General features: G+C 33.3%; 20 protein-coding genes. 1 reads left to right on the plus strand and 19 read right to left on the minus strand.

Annotated features, from left to right (window positions below; all coding sequences use genetic code 11):
• Positions 1-917 precede the first annotated feature (917 nt).
• From CF599_RS20030 to CF599_RS00015, 4 genes are all read right to left on the minus strand, one after another.
• Positions 918-1,049, minus strand: a complete 132-nt coding sequence (locus tag CF599_RS20030; protein ID WP_256383415.1) for a hypothetical protein — start codon at positions 1,047-1,049, stop codon at positions 918-920.
• A 112-nt stretch (positions 1,050-1,161) separates the two neighbouring features.
• A complete protein-coding gene (gene xpt, locus CF599_RS00005; protein WP_121964006.1) occupies positions 1,162-1,728 on the minus strand; it encodes a xanthine phosphoribosyltransferase in 567 nt (188 codons plus the stop codon).
• Positions 1,729-1,838: 110 nt separating this feature from the next.
• A complete protein-coding gene (locus CF599_RS00010; RefSeq protein ID WP_121964007.1) occupies positions 1,839-3,173 on the minus strand; it encodes an MATE family efflux transporter in 1,335 nt (444 codons plus the stop codon).
• Between the two features lie 69 nt (positions 3,174-3,242).
• Entirely contained in the window at positions 3,243-3,905 is a 663-nt protein-coding gene (locus CF599_RS00015; protein ID WP_121964008.1) for a class I SAM-dependent methyltransferase, read from the minus strand.
• A 130-nt stretch (positions 3,906-4,035) separates the two neighbouring features.
• Between CF599_RS00015 and CF599_RS00020 the strand changes: the two genes are divergently transcribed.
• Positions 4,036-5,004, plus strand: coding sequence for an AraC family transcriptional regulator (locus CF599_RS00020; protein ID WP_121964009.1), 969 nt, complete (start codon positions 4,036-4,038; stop codon positions 5,002-5,004).
• Between the two features lie 11 nt (positions 5,005-5,015).
• Here the strand turns inward: CF599_RS00020 and CF599_RS00025 are convergent, their stop codons facing one another.
• From CF599_RS00025 to infA, 15 genes are all read right to left on the minus strand, one after another.
• Positions 5,016-5,942, minus strand: a complete 927-nt coding sequence (locus tag CF599_RS00025; RefSeq protein ID WP_121964010.1) for a hypothetical protein — start codon at positions 5,940-5,942, stop codon at positions 5,016-5,018.
• A gap of 174 nt (positions 5,943-6,116) precedes the next feature.
• The gene (locus CF599_RS00030) at positions 6,117-7,556 is read right to left on the minus strand and encodes an HmuY family protein (protein ID WP_254050211.1); all 1,440 of its coding nucleotides are present in this window, start codon (positions 7,554-7,556) and stop codon (positions 6,117-6,119) included.
• A gap of 2 nt (positions 7,557-7,558) precedes the next feature.
• Positions 7,559-9,682, minus strand: coding sequence for a TonB-dependent siderophore receptor (locus tag CF599_RS00035; protein WP_121964012.1), 2,124 nt, complete (start codon positions 9,680-9,682; stop codon positions 7,559-7,561).
• Positions 9,683-9,820: 138 nt separating this feature from the next.
• Positions 9,821-10,759: a citrulline utilization hydrolase CtlX gene (gene ctlX / locus CF599_RS00040; protein WP_121964013.1), complete on the minus strand. Its 939-nt coding sequence runs from the start codon at positions 10,757-10,759 to the stop codon at positions 9,821-9,823.
• A 10-nt stretch (positions 10,760-10,769) separates the two neighbouring features.
• Entirely contained in the window at positions 10,770-11,684 is a 915-nt protein-coding gene (locus CF599_RS00045; protein ID WP_121964014.1) for a dimethylarginine dimethylaminohydrolase family protein, read from the minus strand.
• 114 nt (positions 11,685-11,798) lie between these two features.
• Positions 11,799-13,085, minus strand: coding sequence for a citrate synthase (locus tag CF599_RS00050; RefSeq protein ID WP_121964015.1), 1,287 nt, complete (start codon positions 13,083-13,085; stop codon positions 11,799-11,801).
• Between the two features lie 355 nt (positions 13,086-13,440).
• Positions 13,441-14,733 (minus strand): phosphopyruvate hydratase, encoded by a 1,293-nt coding sequence (gene eno, locus CF599_RS00055; RefSeq protein WP_121964016.1) that lies wholly within the window; start codon positions 14,731-14,733, stop codon positions 13,441-13,443.
• A gap of 97 nt (positions 14,734-14,830) precedes the next feature.
• On the minus strand, positions 14,831-15,955 hold the full coding sequence (gene carA / locus CF599_RS00060) for a glutamine-hydrolyzing carbamoyl-phosphate synthase small subunit (RefSeq protein WP_121964017.1): 1,125 nt from the start codon (positions 15,953-15,955) through the stop codon (positions 14,831-14,833).
• Positions 15,956-16,061: 106 nt separating this feature from the next.
• Positions 16,062-16,538 carry a 50S ribosomal protein L17 gene (gene rplQ, locus CF599_RS00065; RefSeq protein ID WP_121964018.1) on the minus strand — a complete coding sequence of 159 codons (477 nt, stop codon included), beginning with the start codon at positions 16,536-16,538 and terminating at the stop codon, positions 16,062-16,064.
• Between the two features lie 32 nt (positions 16,539-16,570).
• On the minus strand, positions 16,571-17,563 hold the full coding sequence (locus tag CF599_RS00070) for a DNA-directed RNA polymerase subunit alpha (RefSeq protein WP_006259471.1): 993 nt from the start codon (positions 17,561-17,563) through the stop codon (positions 16,571-16,573).
• A gap of 25 nt (positions 17,564-17,588) precedes the next feature.
• Positions 17,589-18,194, minus strand: a complete 606-nt coding sequence (rpsD, locus tag CF599_RS00075; RefSeq protein WP_121964019.1) for a 30S ribosomal protein S4 — start codon at positions 18,192-18,194, stop codon at positions 17,589-17,591.
• An 86-nt stretch (positions 18,195-18,280) separates the two neighbouring features.
• The gene (gene rpsK, locus CF599_RS00080; protein WP_010251764.1) at positions 18,281-18,664 is read right to left on the minus strand and encodes a 30S ribosomal protein S11; all 384 of its coding nucleotides are present in this window, start codon (positions 18,662-18,664) and stop codon (positions 18,281-18,283) included.
• Positions 18,665-18,675: 11 nt separating this feature from the next.
• Positions 18,676-19,050, minus strand: a complete 375-nt coding sequence (gene rpsM / locus CF599_RS00085; RefSeq protein ID WP_121964020.1) for a 30S ribosomal protein S13 — start codon at positions 19,048-19,050, stop codon at positions 18,676-18,678.
• Positions 19,051-19,052: 2 nt separating this feature from the next.
• A complete protein-coding gene (ykgO, locus tag CF599_RS00090) occupies positions 19,053-19,169 on the minus strand; it encodes a type B 50S ribosomal protein L36 (protein WP_002987490.1) in 117 nt (38 codons plus the stop codon).
• Positions 19,170-19,182: 13 nt separating this feature from the next.
• Complete coding sequence (gene infA / locus CF599_RS00095) at positions 19,183-19,398, minus strand: translation initiation factor IF-1 (protein ID WP_002987492.1); 216 nt, start codon at positions 19,396-19,398, stop codon at positions 19,183-19,185.

Below are 19,398 nucleotides of genomic sequence, written 5' to 3' on the forward strand. Positions count from 1 at the left end.
CTATAATCCAAATCTTGCGATTTGCCTTACTCTCTTATTTGTATGCTGTCAATCCAATATGTTTATGAACGTATTCTTCTATTTCTTTTCACTTGTGTTTCAAAGCGAGTGCAAAAGTAAATAACTTATCTTGATTAGCCAAATTTATTTTGAGAAATTTTACTCTCTCTTTTTTTGCTAACCCTGAGTATTTACTGAAGCGGACTGCAAAGATACTACCTTATTTCCTACTTATCCAAATTTATTTTTATAAATTTTTAAAGCTTGTTTTTAAGTAATACTTGCTTCACTATTTTTGTATGATCGTCTGCTTTTCGATTCGTGGTTACCGTGGTAACTACTTCTCTAATGCGGATGCAAAAGTAGCATCTTTTCCCTTACTTGCAAACTTTATATTGCCTTTTTTCGAAAGTATTTTCTAACTTGTTATTATCAGCTATTTTAGAAGTGAAAGTTTTTTTAAGCTTTTCCGTTTTTCTCTTGTGGATGTACTTCTGGTAGCAGTTTTGGTGTTTTATACTATATATATGAGTGTACTCTTATATATAGGTGAGATGTAGTAGAGTTGTTTTGATTGTTTTCTACCATATACTGTTCTTTGGCTATAATACCCTCTATATCCTATTGTATTCTACTATTGAGATTTTATATTGATTCATTGTACCTATATATAGGTGTAAATGCGAATACTCCTTATGTAACGTGTTTTTGATTCTTTGTACCTTACTTTATTGTTTTGGATTGTCATTATTCCTTTATATATAGCTTTATTGTATTGTTTACAGGTACTTTTCTCTGCTAATCTACTCTCTTTTAGCCCTCTATTCTATTTTTGAACAAAAAGTGATAGCCTTTTTTCACTCTCATTTTGAGTGATTCTAACTGTAATTAATTATGATTCAAGCATTAGTGTTTTTTTATGATATTGTTGTGATTATTTCAAAAGCCTCTCTAAAGTCAATAGACATCAGCCTTAATAACCTCTCCTTCAACACTTCTTCAACATTACCACAAGATTGCTCTGCTAGAAGAACCTTTTGTTGAAGCATTCTTGACGAAGACTTGACGCAGTGTTGAAGAGGCTGCTGTTCGCTAAAGTGCATAAAAAAACCCGAAGCGGAATGCCTCGGGTTCTTCTCGATTATATATTGTAGTAAAAAACTATCTAATCGTAATCATGCAATTAGATAAATCTTCTATTATTGCTAAGGATTCTACACGGACACCCTGTTCCTCAATTAATTTTCGACCATTCTGAAAAGCTTTCTCAATGATAAAGCCCATCCCTACAAGATTAGCTCCAGACTGTTTGATTAAATCTAACACCCCTACAGCAGCATTACCGTAAGCTAAGAAGTCATCTACAAATAAGACATTGTCTGTAGGCTGTAAGAAATCGCTACTAATCACCACATCATACGTTCTATCTTTCGTAAAAGAGTGAATCTGGGTGTGTAGCATATTCTCCATTGTACTAGGCATCTTCTTTTTTGCGAAGACCACAGGCAAATTTAGAAGATATCCAGTCATAATAGCAGGTGCAATACCACTTGCTTCAATAGTCATAATCTTATTTACATTAGTCCCCGCAAATCTTCGTACGAATTCTACACCTATAGACTTCATTAATACTGGATCCATCTGATGATTAATAAAGCTATCTACTTTTAGTATTCCTCCTTCAAAACATCTACCATCTTGCAAAATTCGTTCTTTTAATAATTCCATATTTGTTGTGTTGTATAATTATAAAGTCAAAAGAAGGTCAGTCCCTCCTCCAAAAGTTGCAAGCGAATTTACGGATAATCTACTTATCCTATATTATTGGTCAAAAATACTTATCTCATTTTGTTGAAAGTATTCTTTAAAGCGATAGCTACCACGATGAAAATCGTCCAATCAATAAGTGCACTTGCCCAATATATCCCATCAATACCATAATATATAGGTACAACTAACATAATCGGTACATATAAGAGTAGCTGCCTAGATATAGCTATCATACTGGCAGGTCTAGCATTCTCAACTGAAGGGAACCAAACCATAGCCATAAAAATAGCAGGTAAAACTAATAAAACGCTCATATAGACTCTAAAATTGACTAACTGATTTACAGTAAACAACTGATTAGGGATCATTAGAGTCAAGACGTCTTGAGGAAACAGCATCACTAAACACCAAAAAGGTATCAATACAGCTAGACCCGTCCAGGTAAATAAGAGATATGATTTTTTAGTTCGTACATAATTCTGTACTCCATAGTTCATTCCAGCAACGGGCTGCAGTGCACGCATTAATCCGAACATCGGTGTACATAGTAACAAGTAAAAACGGTTAACTACGGTAAAGAATGTAATATCACTATCAGAGCCATACTTCGATAATGCATTAAAAATAACGATATTCTGAATCACCACCATAACCATCATAATCATAGCGGGCATACCGAGCTTAATCACTAGCCTCTGTATATCGCTATCTTTATGTAATGACCATATATTAGTCTTAAATGAAGCCTTCGAACGGTGATAATACAAGACTCCTAGTATAGTATATACTAACATAGATACATTAGTAGCCCAAGCTGCACCAATAACTCCCCAACCAAAAGTAGCTATAAAAACAGGCTTAAGCACGATATCAATGACCAAACCAATAGCGATCATTAGAGCAGCAACTTTCATCTTTCCCTCTGCCCTGATCATCATATTAAGTGCTAGTCCGTGTACCCAAAAAAAAGTACCTAACACGATAACCTTATAATACTGTGATGCTAATACAGCAATCTCCCCTCTACCACCCATCAGATATATTAAGTCATCTGCATAGATGTAAGCAGGCACCATAAATAAGGCAGAAAAAAGTATACTGAGATAATTAACGGTACCTAGACACTTGGCTAACTTCTCAGTATTCTCAGCGCCTATCCAAATACTGATACCTGCCCCCGCACCAGTACCTATCAGACTACCAATAGCCTGTCCTATCTGAGCAAGTGGAAAGGCAATCCCAACTGCTGCAAGGGCTTGATCATTAATCAAGTGCCCTACGAATACTCCATCTAAGAAATTATTAAGTCCAAATAGCACCATAGCTACCACGGCAGGCCAAGCCATCTGCCACATTACAGTTGGCAAATTTCCGTTTAAAATTAATTGTTTTTGTTTATCCATATTTATAAGTGAGTTAATTAATGGTACACACAGATAAACATTATAAACAAGGATTTCAAAATTACAGTCTTATAACTTAGTCGCTTTTAAGATGACAAATGGTCTAACGACGTGTTGTCCTACCTTATTAGTGGTGTTCTCCATATATTGCCATTGTTCAATGTTATAAAACCCAATGTTAGTCAATAGTCTAATCAACCATTCAGTTTTATGAAAATGAAATACTTCAGGAGTAACAAAAGATTGTTTCTGAATAAAATCTTTTTGAATAAAAGCTAATGTAAGTTGCCCTTCAGATTTCAGTATTCTATAAGCCTCCTGAAAATACTTATTAGGTTCTTCCCAAAAATATATCGTATTAATAGAAAAACAATTGTCAATAGATTTGTCATCAAAAGCAATTTTACCGGAATCATCACCAAGTGTAAAAACGACTTTGTGTTGCTTAATAAGTTCCTTATTAAACTCACTAGCTTCACTTAACATCACATCAGACAACTCTATACCTCTATAATTAATATTCTTCTCTTTAGAAAACAAATATGGTAAGTGACGACCATTACCGAATCCTAATTCAAGAACTTGCATCCCTGCCTTAATGTTTAATCGGTCAATGGTTTTATAAATCATGTTGCTATTAGATGCATACATCGTATTTCCAACTTTAACACCATCATCTCCAGTAGGACATCTTAGTTGCTTAGCCAGCTCATTATTATCCTGTTGCTCCATATTATATAAATTTTGACCAAAGATAATTATTTAGAATCAATCTCAATAACTATCTTTGTACAAATTTCACTGAAACTACCAAAAGAACTATTACTTCAAAAGGAGTAAACATTACGCTAAACGGATTACTATGGAAATGATCATTAAGGATGCTAAAACGAAAGAGATATTATTAGAGAAGAAGTATCAATCTGGCTCTCCTGTATCTATCGATAGTGGAAAATGTAGAACATTACATATCCAAAATGATGAGATAGATAATAAAGTAGTGGAATACTATAATGAAGATTCTATTATCGTCTTTGGGACAATGGATATCAAGAAAGATATCTATGTGGATATGTATGCTGAGCAACCTGTCTATGAAATGCACTTCTGTATGAATGGACATTCAGCCTTTAATTCACCTAGTACTATGATCGATTTTAGTAAAAATGAACATAATCTATATGCATATAAAGAACTACAAGGACACTTCAAACAACATGAAAACACAAATGAATATCTAGAAGTAATCTTTAACAATGACTATATAGAACAATTGCTAGATAACTACCAAACATTAAGACCTTCCATAGGACGAGGAAAAGACCAGTTATTCAGACACAATGCAAGTGTAACTAGAGAAATGACTAACTTAATAACGGAACTGTATAATACAAATAGAACAGGAGTGATGAAACAAATGTATCTCGATATTAAATCTAAAGAGCTATTATTACTTCAAATCGAACAATACATTCTCACTAATACGATGTCTACATCTACTAAAATATCTATTACAGATAAAAGTAAACTAATAGAAGCTAAAGAAATAATAGAACAGAACTTTCAAAATCCGTTAAGTTTAATACAGCTAGCAAAAAGAGTTGGGTTAAATGATTATAAGTTAAAGAAGGGATTTAAGGAGGAGTATAATACTACAGTATTTGGGTATGTGTATCAACTCAGAATGGAGTATGCCCATAAGATGCTCTTAAATACTGATATCCCTATAAAAGAAATAGCTAATTACTGTGGATATGAACATGTACAACACTTCACTACAGCATTTAAACGAATGTATAACATCACGCCTGCTCTGTACAGAAAGCAATAATGTACTTCACTTTATAAAAAAGAGAAAATACTATTCTTATTCAGTTTTTTCTTCATAGGACGGATATACATCTTCTCAAAAGACCTAAGTACAGTAGAGGGATACTCTTTAAGAACAACATCTAATGTATCATTAGGAGGATGCCCATCTAAAGAGTCATATAGTTCTTGTAGCACAAGTTTAGTATGCTTCTCGTTATCAGGATCAGTTATCATATAAAATCTAGCAGCATAAGATGAATACCTAATAGTATCCTCCGCTGTAATATTATTGACATTAAACCATACGCCGTACTTATTAGCGACGTATGGTGATTCATAAAACACACCACTCTCCTTATCTAGAACAATAGGTTTATCATTATATTTTTTGCGCCCTTCGTTCATTTTATCCATCCTCTCCTGCTCAACTTCATTAAAACTCGCTACCGTCTCAGATAGAGTTGCCTTAAATACATACTCTCTATCAGTAACTTTATATACAACCCTATAGCTCGGCGGCTGAGTAGTAGCAATAAAAGAGAAAATAGAAAGACAGGTAATACCGCACTTTAAATATCTATTAGAATAGGAATACTCTGCTCTAGAGAAAATATAATAAGATAGAGGAATACTTACTAGGGCTATATAGTCAGTATAATCAATTACTCGATATACTGATATGCCAAAAGAATGTAACCAATCTAAAACAGGAGAAAACCACTCACTCTTAAACCACAAGAAGAATATAGCAGTAAAAATATGTATCTCCTTAGTAAATCGAGGAAAGAAATAAGACCAAAAAAAAGGGAATACAAATAACCCAACAAAGTCAGATAATTTGCCTGTTATAGCATTAGAGAAATACTGCTTTAACCAAAGATCGTTCAACACTAATAGTATTAAACTAATGATGAAGATGGGGTTAAAGATTTTATTAGATGGGGACTTTAGAAACATACAATTGTCTTTATAGAAAACTAAGTTAATAAAAAAACCCCAAGAGCGACAATCTCGGGGTTTTCTAACAAAAATAAACTAACAACTCAATAAACAACAAATACTGAAAGTACTGATGATTACATTGAATCAAAACATAACTTGCGACAACAAATTGTTATGTAATATTATAAACTATCTCAATAGACTATATTCAAATTTTGGATATCCACGCTCTCCTTTATCATTCATAAAGCTTAAGACACGCATTTTATAGAAGTTCCCTTTAGCATCTTTAATTACATAAAAGATATTATTAAATAACTTCTTATCATTAGCAACGTCTCTCCAAGTACCACCAATAGTACGCAAATCAAGAGACAACAGTGACTGATCTACATCAGCTAAAGCAAAAGACTTATACATCGTTTTATCTTTAGCAGGAATAGTAACCTTATATGCAGTAACACCACCGTAACGGTTATTCACTATAAAATCCGAGAAACCATACGATCCTTTAGGATCACCTTGTTGGTCAACAGTATTGGTAAAAACAGTAAAGTTCAAATCCCACTTTTTCTTAGTTGGTTCTACATCAACAATACTGTTACTATCAAAACTAAAGAACGCAAAATTATAAACTGGATTCTTCTCTATATAAACTTCTTTATGAGTAGTATCATTAAGGTTAGCATATTGTAGCAAATAACCATTCTCTTTACGTAATACTCTTATCTTCTTCCATCCTCTAGACTCTCCAGCTACACTCACTGAACCTGCAGCTACATTATTACTACCTGGCCTAAACCCTAGATTAACTAAATACACTTTATTATCAGCATCATTTAGTTTAATCTCATTAATAGCTGTATATGCAATATTCCCTTCAGGATTATCTATATAAGCTACATTACTAGCTTCAAATGTTCCTATTTGAACTTTTGCTTTTAAATCAGTAACATCACTCTCTCTTACTTTATCAATATCTGTAGATGATACAACACCTGTAGCCATATAAATAGATCCGTTTAACTTAACACGGAAATCCTTATCAGAGTAGAAGGCTAAATCCCAAGAATCACGTTGTATAGCATACATCGCTTTACCACCTAGATCTACATATACTTGTTTTGGTTGACTAGGTCCTCCAATCTCAGGTGTTAGTACTCCTCCGATGGCAGTATCGAAACTAACTACCATAACATTATAACCTTGAACTTTAGCTTCTTTAGCACTGTAATTTACTTTAACGATATCAAACTGAACCGTCTTATCTGTACGGTCATAAGGATAAATCAAGTTCTTAAATAAAAAAGACACATCCTTAGCTCCTTTAATAAAAGGTACAGTCACAATACTCTCCTTAGCACTAGGCACAGTACTAAAGTCAACATCATATATCGCTTTAGTAGGAGTAAGACGTAACTCAACACTACCATCTGAAAGGGCAGGTTCAGAGAACACAATCTTTAGTTCCTTACTATCTTTTATCTCACTATAGCTTATAGACTGCTCGTCAAAAGCTACTATAAACTCTTTTGCTACATTATTACCATTCTTAGAATCCTTTTCGCATGAAGTCATCATGAAAAGAGAAGAAAGAACTAAACCTACTTGTAATAAATACTTCATCATTATTAAAAACCTAATTTATACTGTAATTTCAAAAAGAAACTACGTCCGTAACCTAATTGCTGTGTAGCATTCCCAGAACTATGTGCTGTACCAGAGCTAGTCGTAGAAGTGAGTGATAATACATCAAACATATTACGCACACCTGCTGTTACATATAACATATTTTTAAAGAAAGGTTGTCGTACTGTAAAATCCATCCAAGAATAACTCTGTTGTTTACCTTTAATATAATATTCACCAAATAAATCACTTTCCATTTTATATCTAGATTCCTCACCATTAAACTTATAATACAAAGAAAAAGTAGTACTCGTAGAAGGTAATTTATAACTAACGTTAGCAGTCACCTCTGGAGTATATAAGAATTTGTCAGTATCTCCAGGAGCTCCATATATCTGCTGAGCAGAACCTGAATAAGTAAATCCTAAGCCTACATCTAATGTCTTCCAGCGCATTTGATTTAAAAATGTAACCCCTACGTTACGGTAACGGTTCACATTTTCGTATTTAAACTTTAAACCATCGGGATCGATAACCTGTATTTGATCTATTTTATCTTGAATATTTAAATAACGTCCTGTAAGGTTAGTACTAAACTCAAGGTCATCAGTAAACACAAAAGTTTTCTTTACATTCAAAAAGAACGTCTTCCCGCTTTCTGGGTTTAGATTAGGATTACCTTGTAAGTCGTGATTAACATCTACGAAGTAAGTGTATAGTTCCTCATAATTAGGTAGACGTGGAGAAGTACCAACAGTAGCTCTTACCTCATAATCATTAGGTAAGACATACTTTAGCATTAAACTCATCGCGTGCTGGCTATCAAATGTATTAGATGTTATCAAACGATATCCAGGTCTAATCATAAAGTTAGGCAATACATTAATCTCTGAAGAGGCATAAAAATCATAACTACCTAGAGACTTACTCTGAGGAGATTCACCAAGTGATTCACTCATTAACGAATATCCCTTGCTATTAGAGACTTCATAACCTACTTGGAACTTAGCTTTCTCCCATTTAATAAAATCGCTAAAAGTTCCCCTAGAGAAAAATACTTCTCTACTCTCACTTTTATACGAATTCCTATCAAACTTCTCATCGTACTTAATACGGTAACGATAGAAATCAATATCACGCTCTTGCTTCTGATAAGTAAAAGACAAATCAAAACGAAGAATGTCTTTTAGATTACCTGAAGTATTTAAAATATTAGCCCAACGTTTTGTATTGACTAATCTATCTTTCGCTACAGGATCAATAGTTTCAAAAACAGGATCTTCATTCAGTGCAAAAGTTTTTGCATAGTCCTTCATCCTTTCATCAAAATATTCGAACTTATAAAAAACTCTGTATGACTTATGATGGTAGTTTAAAAGAGCTTTTACATTATTCTGGTTTTTAGGCAACCACTCATGTCCACGTTTATTCTCATCACCGAAATAAGTAAACCCTTTCTTATCGTTATACCAACCTTTAAAATCATTATGTGTATAACTTACACTTGCGTATAAATTATCACTTATATTATGTCCCAAAGTTAAACCTTGGACATGCTTACCTTTATTCTTTAGATTATACTCACTACCTACCGTTTCTTCTTGTGTGTAGAAATTAACGTTCCAATCATGAAGATTGTTTTTCTTGGTAATGATATTAATAATTCCCGTAACCGCATTAGCCCCATAGTCAACTCCCATAGCACCTTCCACAATCTCCACTTGTTCGATATCATCTAAGTTGATCTGAGTCAAATCAGTATTATTACCAAAACCTTCATCAGAAATCATAGGAACATTATCAACTAGGATAGTAAAATACTGTGCATCCAAACCAAACATCTTAACTGAAGACCTACCTGTACCTGCATTAGGTAGAATAGATATATTCATTACTTGGTTCAAAGCATCTGCTAATGTTACTGCTCCTAAATTCTCTAACCGTTGTCTATTTAAAACCGTAACATTATTAACCGCTTTATTAATAGACTGTGGACTAAACTGCCCTGATATTACGATTTCTCCCAAATTAGAATTGGGTGGCGTTATTGTATCATGTACTTGCGCCATTGTTGCCATAGGCATTACACAAAAAGCACTAAGTACTAATATGTTATTACGCTTCATTTATCTGTTATATTTATTTAGATAGATTCTTGATTGCAAATATAAATAAATATATTATTTAAAATCAATTTAAATAATATATTTAAAAATAAAAAAACGAAGACAAAGCTTCGTTTTTGATAAGGGTGCAAATATACACTATTTTTTTGGTAAGAAAACTTCTGCCATCATACATCTAGCACTACCTCCACCACAAGCTTCGATAGTATCTAAACTACTATGTAGTATAGGACAATGCTTCTCAATAGCCTTAATTTGATTTGCATCCAGACTATTATAAGCTTGAGTAGACATCACTAAATAACGTTGATCATTAGCTCCTCTCACTTGCAGCATATTCCCTGCAAAGTTATTAACCTGATCTTCTGTAATGGTAATAATTTCTTTTCCACTACTTTTTAAACTATTTAAAACAGTCTTTCTTTCTTGTTTATCATCGATACAATCAGCACAGATAACAGCAAATGTCTCAGCTAAACACATCATAACATTAGTGTGATAAATATGTTTTCTCTTACCATCTACAGTTTGATAAGCTTCAAAAATAACAGGGTCATTTTCAAAATCCTCACAGAACTCAATTACTAAACCTTCGTCTGCACGAGGTGAAAGTGCACAATACGTCTTCTCATTAGCTCTATCTAATAATAAACTTCCTGTACCTTCTAAGAATAATTCGTCCTCTTCTGCAGAAGTATAATCCCAAACATCATCATTTATCTCAAATCCTTCATTCTCTAAGATTTCAAATATATCTTCACGTCTCTCTAATCTGCGATTTTTTGCAAACATAGGGTAAAGAACTACTTCTCCTGACTCGTGAAAAGAGATCCAGTTGTTAGGAAAAATGCTATCTGGGGTATCAGGACTAAGTGTGTCTTCAACAACAATAACATTCACTCCTACTCCTCTAAGCTTTTCAACGAAAGCATCAAACTCTTGTTGTGCTTTAGCATTAACTGTAGCAGGTGTAGTGTTATCAAGAACTTTTTGATAAAAATTATTAACTGCTGTTTGTTCATTCATACGAAACGCCACAGGGCGAATCATTAGTATGGTATTAGTTGTTTGATTCATATCTTATATTTTAATCACGTATCAAAGGTAGTGTAGAACATCTTAATAACCCCTCTTGTTTTGCAATTTCTGCGTAAGGTATTTCTTCTACTGTAAAATTATTTTCTCTTAACCAATTATTCAGTCTAGTAAAGTTTCGTTCAGAAACAACAACTTCAGGGCTTATCGAAAAAACATTTGAAAACATATGATACATTTCTTCTCTTTCAATGTGGAATAGATTGTCTTTACCAAAAAGCTCTACTAAACCGTAGTACTCTTTCTCATCGTAAAAACCACCTTTGTATATAATTCCTTTGTTATTTCCAACAGGTTGAAAACAACAATCTAAATGCAAAGCATTATCACGTGGCTCAGTTTTAGATTTAACTAAGTCAAATGAAAGTACAGTTTTATTTGGGAATAATTCTTTAATAAAATCAACGCCTTGTTGATTTGTTCGTGCTGTAATATAATTTTTGTAGTCAGGACGTTTATACGTACCAATTAAGATATAGTCATTCCATAACATAACATCACCACCCTCAAAGTGTATTTCTTCAGGAGCTGATATAATAGAATTTGGATTGATCTGATCTAAGACATAGTGGATTGCTTCTAATTCGCGATCCCTATCTGGAAGAATATTAGCTTTAATAAATTTGTCTTCAATAACAAATCCAATATCGCGGGTAAAGATTTGATTATAATCTTCAATTAAGTTAGGTCTAAAGACCTGCACATCGTATTTTTCAAATACTTTATTAAAAGTATCCATTTCCATAATCATATCTGACTCGACAGGATAAGTACCTGCCTTAATGTGTTCTAATGATTTAGGATCGTATGCTTCATCTACTGTAGGTGTGGGTCCGATACTATTAGCTGTACCAAGGACCACGGCCCGCAATCTTGAAGTTTCGTTATTTACATTTAACTTAAGCATAATTTGTGATTTTCCACAAATATAGTAAAATACTCATTACTCCTAATCTAACTACTGCCTAAATACAATAAAAAAAGGCATCAATTACTGATGCCTTTTCTATATAAAAATATACTATTTTCTATCTTTCATTGGAACGAAAGTTCTTAATCCTTCACCTATATATAACTGTCTAGGACGTCCTATTGGTTCTTTATTAATTCTCATTTCTTTCCATTGAGCAATCCATCCTGGTAAACGTCCGATTGCAAACATTACAGTAAACATCTCTGTTGGAATACCTAACGCTCTGTAGATAATACCTGAATAGAAATCTACGTTAGGATATAAGTGTCTTTCAACGAAATAAGGATCTTTTAATGCAGCTTCTTCAAGTTTTTTAGCGATGTCTAATACAGGATCATCAACACCTAATTTACAAAGTACTTCATCAGCAGCTTTCTTAATAATACGTGCTCTAGGGTCAAAGTTTTTATACACTCTATGTCCGAATCCCATTAAACGGAAAGAATCATCCTTATCTTTAGCTTTATCTAAATACTTTTCAACATCACCACCATCATTTTGAATAGCTTCTAACATCTCTAATACTGCTTGATTAGCACCACCATGTAATGGCCCCCACAATGCAGAAACACCAGCAGAAATAGAAGCAAATAAACCAGCATGAGAAGAACCAACTATACGTACAGTAGAAGTAGAGCAGTTTTGCTCATGATCTGCGTGTAGGATAAATAACTTATCTATTGCATTTTTAATCACAGGGTCAATTTCATAAGGAGATGTTGGCAAAGCAAACATCAATCTTAAGAAATTATCTACATAACTCTTCGTGTTATCATAGTAATTTAAAGGGAAACCTTTAGCTTTTCTGTACGTCCAAGTAGCAATAACTAAGAATTTACTCATTGTCTTACATACTGCCTCATATAAATCTTTTTGACAATCAGCATCAACAACTTTAGGATTAAATGCAGTTAAAGCACTAGTCAAAGAAGCTAGAACACCCATTGGGTGTGCCGTTTTAGGGAAACCATCAATGATATTCTTCATTTCTTCATTAACTAATGAATATTTTCTAATATCATTTTCAAATTTCTCTAATTGTTCTTGAGTAGGTAATTCACCAAAAATAATTAGATACGATACTTCTAAGAAATTAGAATTTTCTGCTAAATCTTCAATAGAATATCCTCTATATCTTAAGATTCCTTCTTCTCCATCTAAGAATGTAATTGCACTTTTACATGAACCAGAATTTTTATAACCTGGATCATATGTAATAGCTCCAGTTAAAGAACGCAATTTTAAAATATCAATTGCTACCTCATTCTCAGTACCAACTAACACAGGAAACTCGTGTCTTACACCGTCAACTTCTATATAAGCTGTTTTAGACATATTGTTGTTTTTTTTATTTTATACAAGTTTTACATGCTACTTGTTTAAAATTATCAGTAGCATTTCAGTAGGAAAGATAGGAATTAATATGCATACATACAAGTTATATATCAAAACAAAACATTAAAAAAAATCATAAAAACCACCTTTTGCATTCAGACAAAACGAATGAAAAAATATGACATCTAAAATTACCATATAATTACAAAATACGTTAAATAACAGACATTACAACAATAACCATAAATACAATAAAAACAATAGAAGAACCTCTTGATTACACTTTTTAACTTAATACAACAAAAAAAGCGGTAGATATCACTGACATCTACCGCTTTTATATTAAATGATATACTTATCTTTTTATTTTGAATGCATTTCCTTGAGGATAGTAAGCGATATCGCCTAACTCTTCCTCAATTCTTAATAATTGGTTATACTTAGCCATACGATCAGATCTAGAAGCAGAACCCGTTTTAATTTGCCCACAATTTAATGCTACAGCAAGATCAGCTATTGTACTATCCTCTGTTTCACCAGATCTATGCGACATAACAGATGTAAATCCAGCATTCTTTGCCATATTTACAGCAGCGATTGTTTCAGTTAAAGTACCAATTTGGTTTACCTTAATAAGAATAGAATTAGCGATTCCCTCGTTTACTCCTCTTTCTAATCTAGCAACATTAGTAACAAATAAATCATCCCCAACTAATTGTACCTTATCTCCAATCTTATCAGTTAAGTACTTCCATCCTTCCCAATCATCTTCATACATACCATCTTCGATTGATATAATTGGATACTTACTAGCAAGATCTGCTAGATAATCAGCTTGCTCTTGAGATGTACGTATTTTACCTAGTTCACCTTCAAACTTAGTATAGTCATATTTACCATCTACATAGAATTCAGATGCCGCACAATCCAATGCAATCATAATCTCATCACCAAATCTATATCCTGCATTTTCAACTGCTAATTTAATAGAGTCTAATGCATCTTCAGTTCCTTTTAAAGTAGGCGCAAATCCTCCTTCATCACCAACAGCAGTACTTAAACCACGCTCATGAAGAACTTTCTTTAAATGGTGAAAAATCTCTGTACCCATTTGCATTGCATGGCTAAAAGTGATAGCCTTAACAGGCATAATCATAAACTCTTGGAAAGCAATAGGAGCATCTGAGTGAGATCCACCATTAATAATATTCATCATAGGCACAGGCAATGTATTTGCTGAAACACCACCTACATAACGATATAATGGCATTCCAAGCTCTGCAGCTGCAGCTCTAGCTACTGCTAAAGAAACACCTAAAATAGCATTAGCACCTAAATTACCTTTATTATTTGTACCATCTAATTCAATCATTAATTGATCTATAGTATTTTGCTCAAAAACACTAACACCAACTACATGCTCAGAAATAATATTATTAACATTCTCAACAGCCTTTAAAACTCCCTTTCCAAAGAAAGCTTTACCACCATCACGTAGTTCAACAGCCTCATGTTCTCCAGTTGAAGCTCCAGACGGAACAGCTGCACGACCTAATGCACCATTTTCTGTAATTACATCCACTTCTACAGTAGGGTTACCTCTCGAATCTAATATCTGACGTGCGTGCACACTAATAATTGTACTCATAAATTGTGTCTTAAAAATTTAGTATAACAAATTTACAACTTTAATTCTACCTAAATAAATAACAGATGGAATAAAATTAACATATATAGCAAAGGAACTACTTAGTAGTTCCCTTTTGTTTTTTCATATTCTCAACAAAAATATCAAATAAATATCGTGAATCGTGTGGTCCTGGACTAGATTCAGGATGATACTGTACAGAGAATACATCTCTATCTTTCATCTTCATTCCTGCAACAGTTCCATCATTTAAATGTACATGAGTTAATTCTAAATTACTATGATTAGATAATTCTTCTTTATTAATAGCAAAACCATGATTCTGTGAAGTAATTTCACCTTGGGTAGACTCTAAATTCATAACAGGATGATTAACTCCTCTATGACCACTAAACATCTTGAAAGTACTAACACCTTGTGATAAACCAATCAATTGATGTCCTAAACAAATACCAAATACAGGTATACCAGAATCTAAAACCTCATTAACAGTAGTTAATACACCTAATTTAGCTAAAGCAGAAGGATCACCAGGTCCATTAGACAAGAAATAACCATCTGCACTAAATTCCTTTAATTGTTCATAAGAAACATTATACGGAAAAACCTTTACATAACAGTCTCTTTCATCGAAACAACGTAAGATATTAGTCTTGATACCAAAATCAATGGCTGCTACTTTGAAACTAGCATCTGGATTACCAAAAAAATAAGCTTCTTTAGTTGACACCTTAGAAGATAATTCTAATCCATCCATTGACGGAACTAAAGCTAACATAGACTTCAACTCATCAATACCTTTTCCATCTGTTGATATAATAGCATTCATTGCACCATTATCTCTAATATGAGCTGTTAATGCACGTGTATCTACATCAGAGATTGCAATAAGATTCGCTTTCTCTAGATAAGTTAATAAGTCAGATTCAGAATCAGGTCTTGAGTGGTAGTAACTAAAATTCTTACATACTAAACCGGCTATTTTAATACCATCAGAATCGACTTCATCTACATTAACCCCATAGTTTCCTAAATGAGCCGTAGTAGATAACATAATCTGACCAAAGTAAGAAGGGTCTGTAAATATCTCCTGATATCCAGTCATTCCTGTATTAAAACAAATTTCACCGACAGCAGTACCTTCAATACCTACTGACTTACCCAAAAAAACAGTTCCATCATTTAAGACTATAACCGCTTTCTTTCTTTCTATATACTCCATTATAATTGTTGTGTTGTATTAAAACTATTGCAAAAATAAAAAAAAAAGGACATCCTTAAAAGGATGTCCTTAATATTATAAATAAACAAAATAAATTTTGTTGATACTATTCATTAGATTCAGCTTCAGTAGAAGTTACTTCTGTCGCAGGAGCATCAGCAGCCTTCTTTTTACCTCTACGAGTAGAAGATTTTTTAGCGTCTTTCTTAGCAACATTGTAAATTTCGTTGAAATCAACTAATTCAATCATTGCCATATCAGCGTTATCTCCTAAACGATTACCTAATTTAATAATACGAGTATATCCACCTGGGCGATCTCCAACTTTTTGAGCAACTTCTCTAAAAAGTTCAGTAACAGCGTCTTTGTCTCTTAAATAAGAAAACACAACACGACGGTTATGAGTATCGTCAGTTTTTGATTTAGTAACTAATGGCTCAATAAACTGCTTTAAAGCTTTAGCTTTAGCAACAGTAGTATTGATACGCTTATGCTCGATTAACGAACAAGCCATATTAGCAAGCATAGAATTTCTATGTCCAGCTTTTCTACCTAAGTGATTTATTTTCTTTCCGTGTCTCATTTCTTGCTAGAATTTAGACTTCACAGTCTAGTTTATTCTTTATCTAATTTGTATTTTGATAGATCCATCCCGAAATTAAGTCCCTTAACAGCTACTAACTCTTCTAATTCAGATAAAGACTTCTTACCGAAGTTTCTAAATTTCATTAAGTCATTTTTGTTAAAAGATACTAAGTCTCCTAATGTATCTACTTCAGCCGCTTTCAAACAATTCAATGCTCTAACTGAAAGATCTAAATCAACTAATTTAGTTTTTAGAAGCTGTCTCATATGTAATGATTCCTCGTCATATGATTCAGTTTGTGCAATCTCATCTGCCTCTAAAGTAATTCTCTCATCTGAGAACAACATAAAGTGGTGTATTAATGTTTTTGCAGCTTCAGTTAATGCATCTTTTGGATGAATAGAACCATCAGTGATGATATCAAACACTAACTTTTCATAGTCAGTTTTTTGTTCAACACGATAGTTTTCGATAGCATACTTAACGTTCTTAACTGGAGTATAAATTGAGTCAGTAAAGATAGTACCAATAGGAGCATTAGGTTTTCTATTCTCTTCAGCTGGTACGTAACCTCTTCCTTTCTCAATAGTAAGATCCATATTAATAGTTACATTACTATCCATATTACAGATAACTAATTCTGGGTTCAGAATTTGGAAACTAGAAATGAATTTCTGGAAATCACCTGCAGTCAACTGTTCTTTACCTGAGAAAGAGATACTAACAGTTTCATTATCAACATCTTCGATTTGACGTTTAAAACGAACTTGTTTTAGGTTAAGAATGATTTCAGTAACATCCTCAACTACACCAGCGATAGTAGAAAACTCATGATCTACTCCTTCGATACGAACTGAAGTAATAGCATATCCTTCAAGTGAAGAAAGAAGAACTCTTCTTAATGCATTACCTATAGTCAATCCATATCCCGGTTCTAAAGGTCTAAATTCGAATTTACCTTTAAAATCGGTCGAATCAATCATGATAACTTTATCGGGCTTTTGAAAATTAAATATTGCCATATTTGTTTCGACTGAATGTCAATTATTATTTGTTGTACAACTCTACGATTAACTGTTCTTTGATATTTTCAGGAACTTGAAGTCTTTGAGGTATAGCAACAAATGTTCCTTCTAATGTCTCAGGATTCCAAGTGATCCATTCATAAACAGCACTAGAATTAGATAATGAACGTTCGATAGTCTCTAGAGATCTTGATTTTTCACGAACAGCAACTTTATCACCAGGTTTTAATTGGTATGAAGGAATATTAACTAATTCCCCATTTACAGTAATATGTCTATGAGAAACGATTTGACGTGCAGCTCTACGAGATGGAGCAATCCCCATTCTGTAAACTACGTTATCTAATCTAGACTCACATAATTGAATTAATACCTCACCAGTAACTCCACGAGCTGCAGCAGCCTTTTTGAATAAGTTACTGAATTGTTTTTCTAAAATACCATAAGTATATTTAGCTTTTTGTTTCTCCAACAACTGTACAGCATATTCAGATTTCTTACCTCTTTTTCTTGCTAAACCATGTTGTCCTGGAGGGTAATTTCTTTTTTCTAAAGATTTATCATCTCCGAAAATTGCTTCACCGAACCTACGTGCGATTTTTGTTTGTGGACCAGTATATCTTGCCATTTCTAAAAAAATTGTAAAAGGTAGGGATTATGAATTCAGGTCACTTTCCTCCGATAATCTATTCCTACCTTTGGTTATACTATAAATTAAACTCTTCTTCTCTTTGGAGGACGACATCCGTTGTGTGGCATTGGAGTAATATCGATAATCTCTGTTACTTCAATTCCATTGTTATGTAAAGATCTGATTGCAGATTCTCTTCCGTTTCCAGGTCCTTTTACATAAACTTTTACTTTTTTCAATCCTGCCTCAAGTGCAACTTTACCGCAATCTTCTGCAGCCATTTGAGCAGCGTATGGTGTGTTCTTTTTAGAACCTCTGAATCCCATTTTACCTGCTGATGACCAAGATATCACTTCACCTTTTTTATTAGTCAATGAAATGATGATATTGTTAAACGTCGCATTAATATGAGCTTCACCTGTTGACTCAACAAGTACTTTACGTTTTTTTGTATTCGCTTTAGCCATATTACTACTTATTATTTAGTTGCTTTTTTCTTGTTAGCAACAGTTTTTCTTTTACCTTTTCTTGTTCTAGAGTTGTTCTTAGTTCTTTGTCCTCTTAATGGAAGACCAGCTCTATGACGGATACCTCTGTAGCATCCGATATCCATTAAACGTTTGATGTTTAATGAAATCTCTGAACGTAATTCACCTTCAATTGTGAAATGACCTACAGCCTCACGGATTGCTCCGATCTCCTCGTCATTCCAATCTTGAACTTTCTTATCTTCGCTAACTTTAGCTCTTTCTAGAATTTCTTTCGCTCTACTTGAACCAATTCCGAAGATATAAGTTAAAGCAATAATTCCTCTCTTGTGTTTAGGTATATCTACCCCTGCGATTCTTGCCATAATTATCCTTGTCTTTGTTTAAATCTAGGATTCTTTTTATTAATAACGTAAAGTCTACCTTTTCTACGTACTATAATGCACTCGGCACTTCTTTTTTTAACTGATGCTCTTACTTTCATTTTAATAGCCTCTTTAATATCTATAAGTAATTCTTGCTTTGGTCAAGTCGTAAGGGCTCATTTCTAATTTTACTCTGTCTCCAGGTAATAATTTGATATAATGCATACGCATCTTACCAGAAATATGTGCGATTACTACGTGTCCATTTTCTAATTCCACACGGAACATAGCATTTGATAATGCTTCTATAATTGCTCCGTCTTGTTCTATTGCTGATTGTTTTGCCAT

The sequence above is a fragment of the Myroides sp. N17-2 genome (genome assembly GCF_002286775.1).
In the GTDB taxonomy this organism is placed as follows: Bacteria; Bacteroidota; Bacteroidia; order Flavobacteriales; family Flavobacteriaceae; genus Flavobacterium.

Bases quoted from the DNA above. Each gene is read 5' to 3' on its own strand.
- CF599_RS20030 (WP_256383415.1), bottom strand. From the start codon at position 1,049: ATGCTTCAACAAAAGGTTCTTCTAGCAGAGCAATCTTGTGGTAATGTT.
- xpt (WP_121964006.1), bottom strand. From the start codon at position 1,728: ATGGAATTATTAAAAGAACGAATTTTGCAAGATGGTAGATGTTTTGAA.
- CF599_RS00010 (WP_121964007.1), bottom strand. From the start codon at position 3,173: ATGGATAAACAAAAACAATTAATTTTAAACGGAAATTTGCCAACTGTA.
- CF599_RS00015 (WP_121964008.1), bottom strand. From the start codon at position 3,905: ATGGAGCAACAGGATAATAATGAGCTGGCTAAGCAACTAAGATGTCCT.
- CF599_RS00020 (WP_121964009.1), top strand. From the start codon at position 4,036: ATGGAAATGATCATTAAGGATGCTAAAACGAAAGAGATATTATTAGAG.
- CF599_RS00025 (WP_121964010.1), bottom strand. From the start codon at position 5,942: ATGTTTCTAAAGTCCCCATCTAATAAAATCTTTAACCCCATCTTCATC.
- CF599_RS00030 (WP_254050211.1), bottom strand. From the start codon at position 7,556: ATGATGAAGTATTTATTACAAGTAGGTTTAGTTCTTTCTTCTCTTTTC.
- CF599_RS00035 (WP_121964012.1), bottom strand. From the start codon at position 9,682: ATGAAGCGTAATAACATATTAGTACTTAGTGCTTTTTGTGTAATGCCT.
- ctlX (WP_121964013.1), bottom strand. From the start codon at position 10,759: ATGAATCAAACAACTAATACCATACTAATGATTCGCCCTGTGGCGTTT.
- CF599_RS00045 (WP_121964014.1), bottom strand. From the start codon at position 11,684: ATGCTTAAGTTAAATGTAAATAACGAAACTTCAAGATTGCGGGCCGTG.
- CF599_RS00050 (WP_121964015.1), bottom strand. From the start codon at position 13,085: ATGTCTAAAACAGCTTATATAGAAGTTGACGGTGTAAGACACGAGTTT.
- eno (WP_121964016.1), bottom strand. From the start codon at position 14,733: ATGAGTACAATTATTAGTGTGCACGCACGTCAGATATTAGATTCGAGA.
- carA (WP_121964017.1), bottom strand. From the start codon at position 15,955: ATGGAGTATATAGAAAGAAAGAAAGCGGTTATAGTCTTAAATGATGGA.
- rplQ (WP_121964018.1), bottom strand. From the start codon at position 16,538: ATGAGACACGGAAAGAAAATAAATCACTTAGGTAGAAAAGCTGGACAT.
- CF599_RS00070 (WP_006259471.1), bottom strand. From the start codon at position 17,563: ATGGCAATATTTAATTTTCAAAAGCCCGATAAAGTTATCATGATTGAT.
- rpsD (WP_121964019.1), bottom strand. From the start codon at position 18,194: ATGGCAAGATATACTGGTCCACAAACAAAAATCGCACGTAGGTTCGGT.
- rpsK (WP_010251764.1), bottom strand. From the start codon at position 18,664: ATGGCTAAAGCGAATACAAAAAAACGTAAAGTACTTGTTGAGTCAACA.
- rpsM (WP_121964020.1), bottom strand. From the start codon at position 19,050: ATGGCAAGAATCGCAGGGGTAGATATACCTAAACACAAGAGAGGAATT.
- ykgO (WP_002987490.1), bottom strand. From the start codon at position 19,169: ATGAAAGTAAGAGCATCAGTTAAAAAAAGAAGTGCCGAGTGCATTATA.
- infA (WP_002987492.1), bottom strand. From the start codon at position 19,398: ATGGCAAAACAATCAGCAATAGAACAAGACGGAGCAATTATAGAAGCA.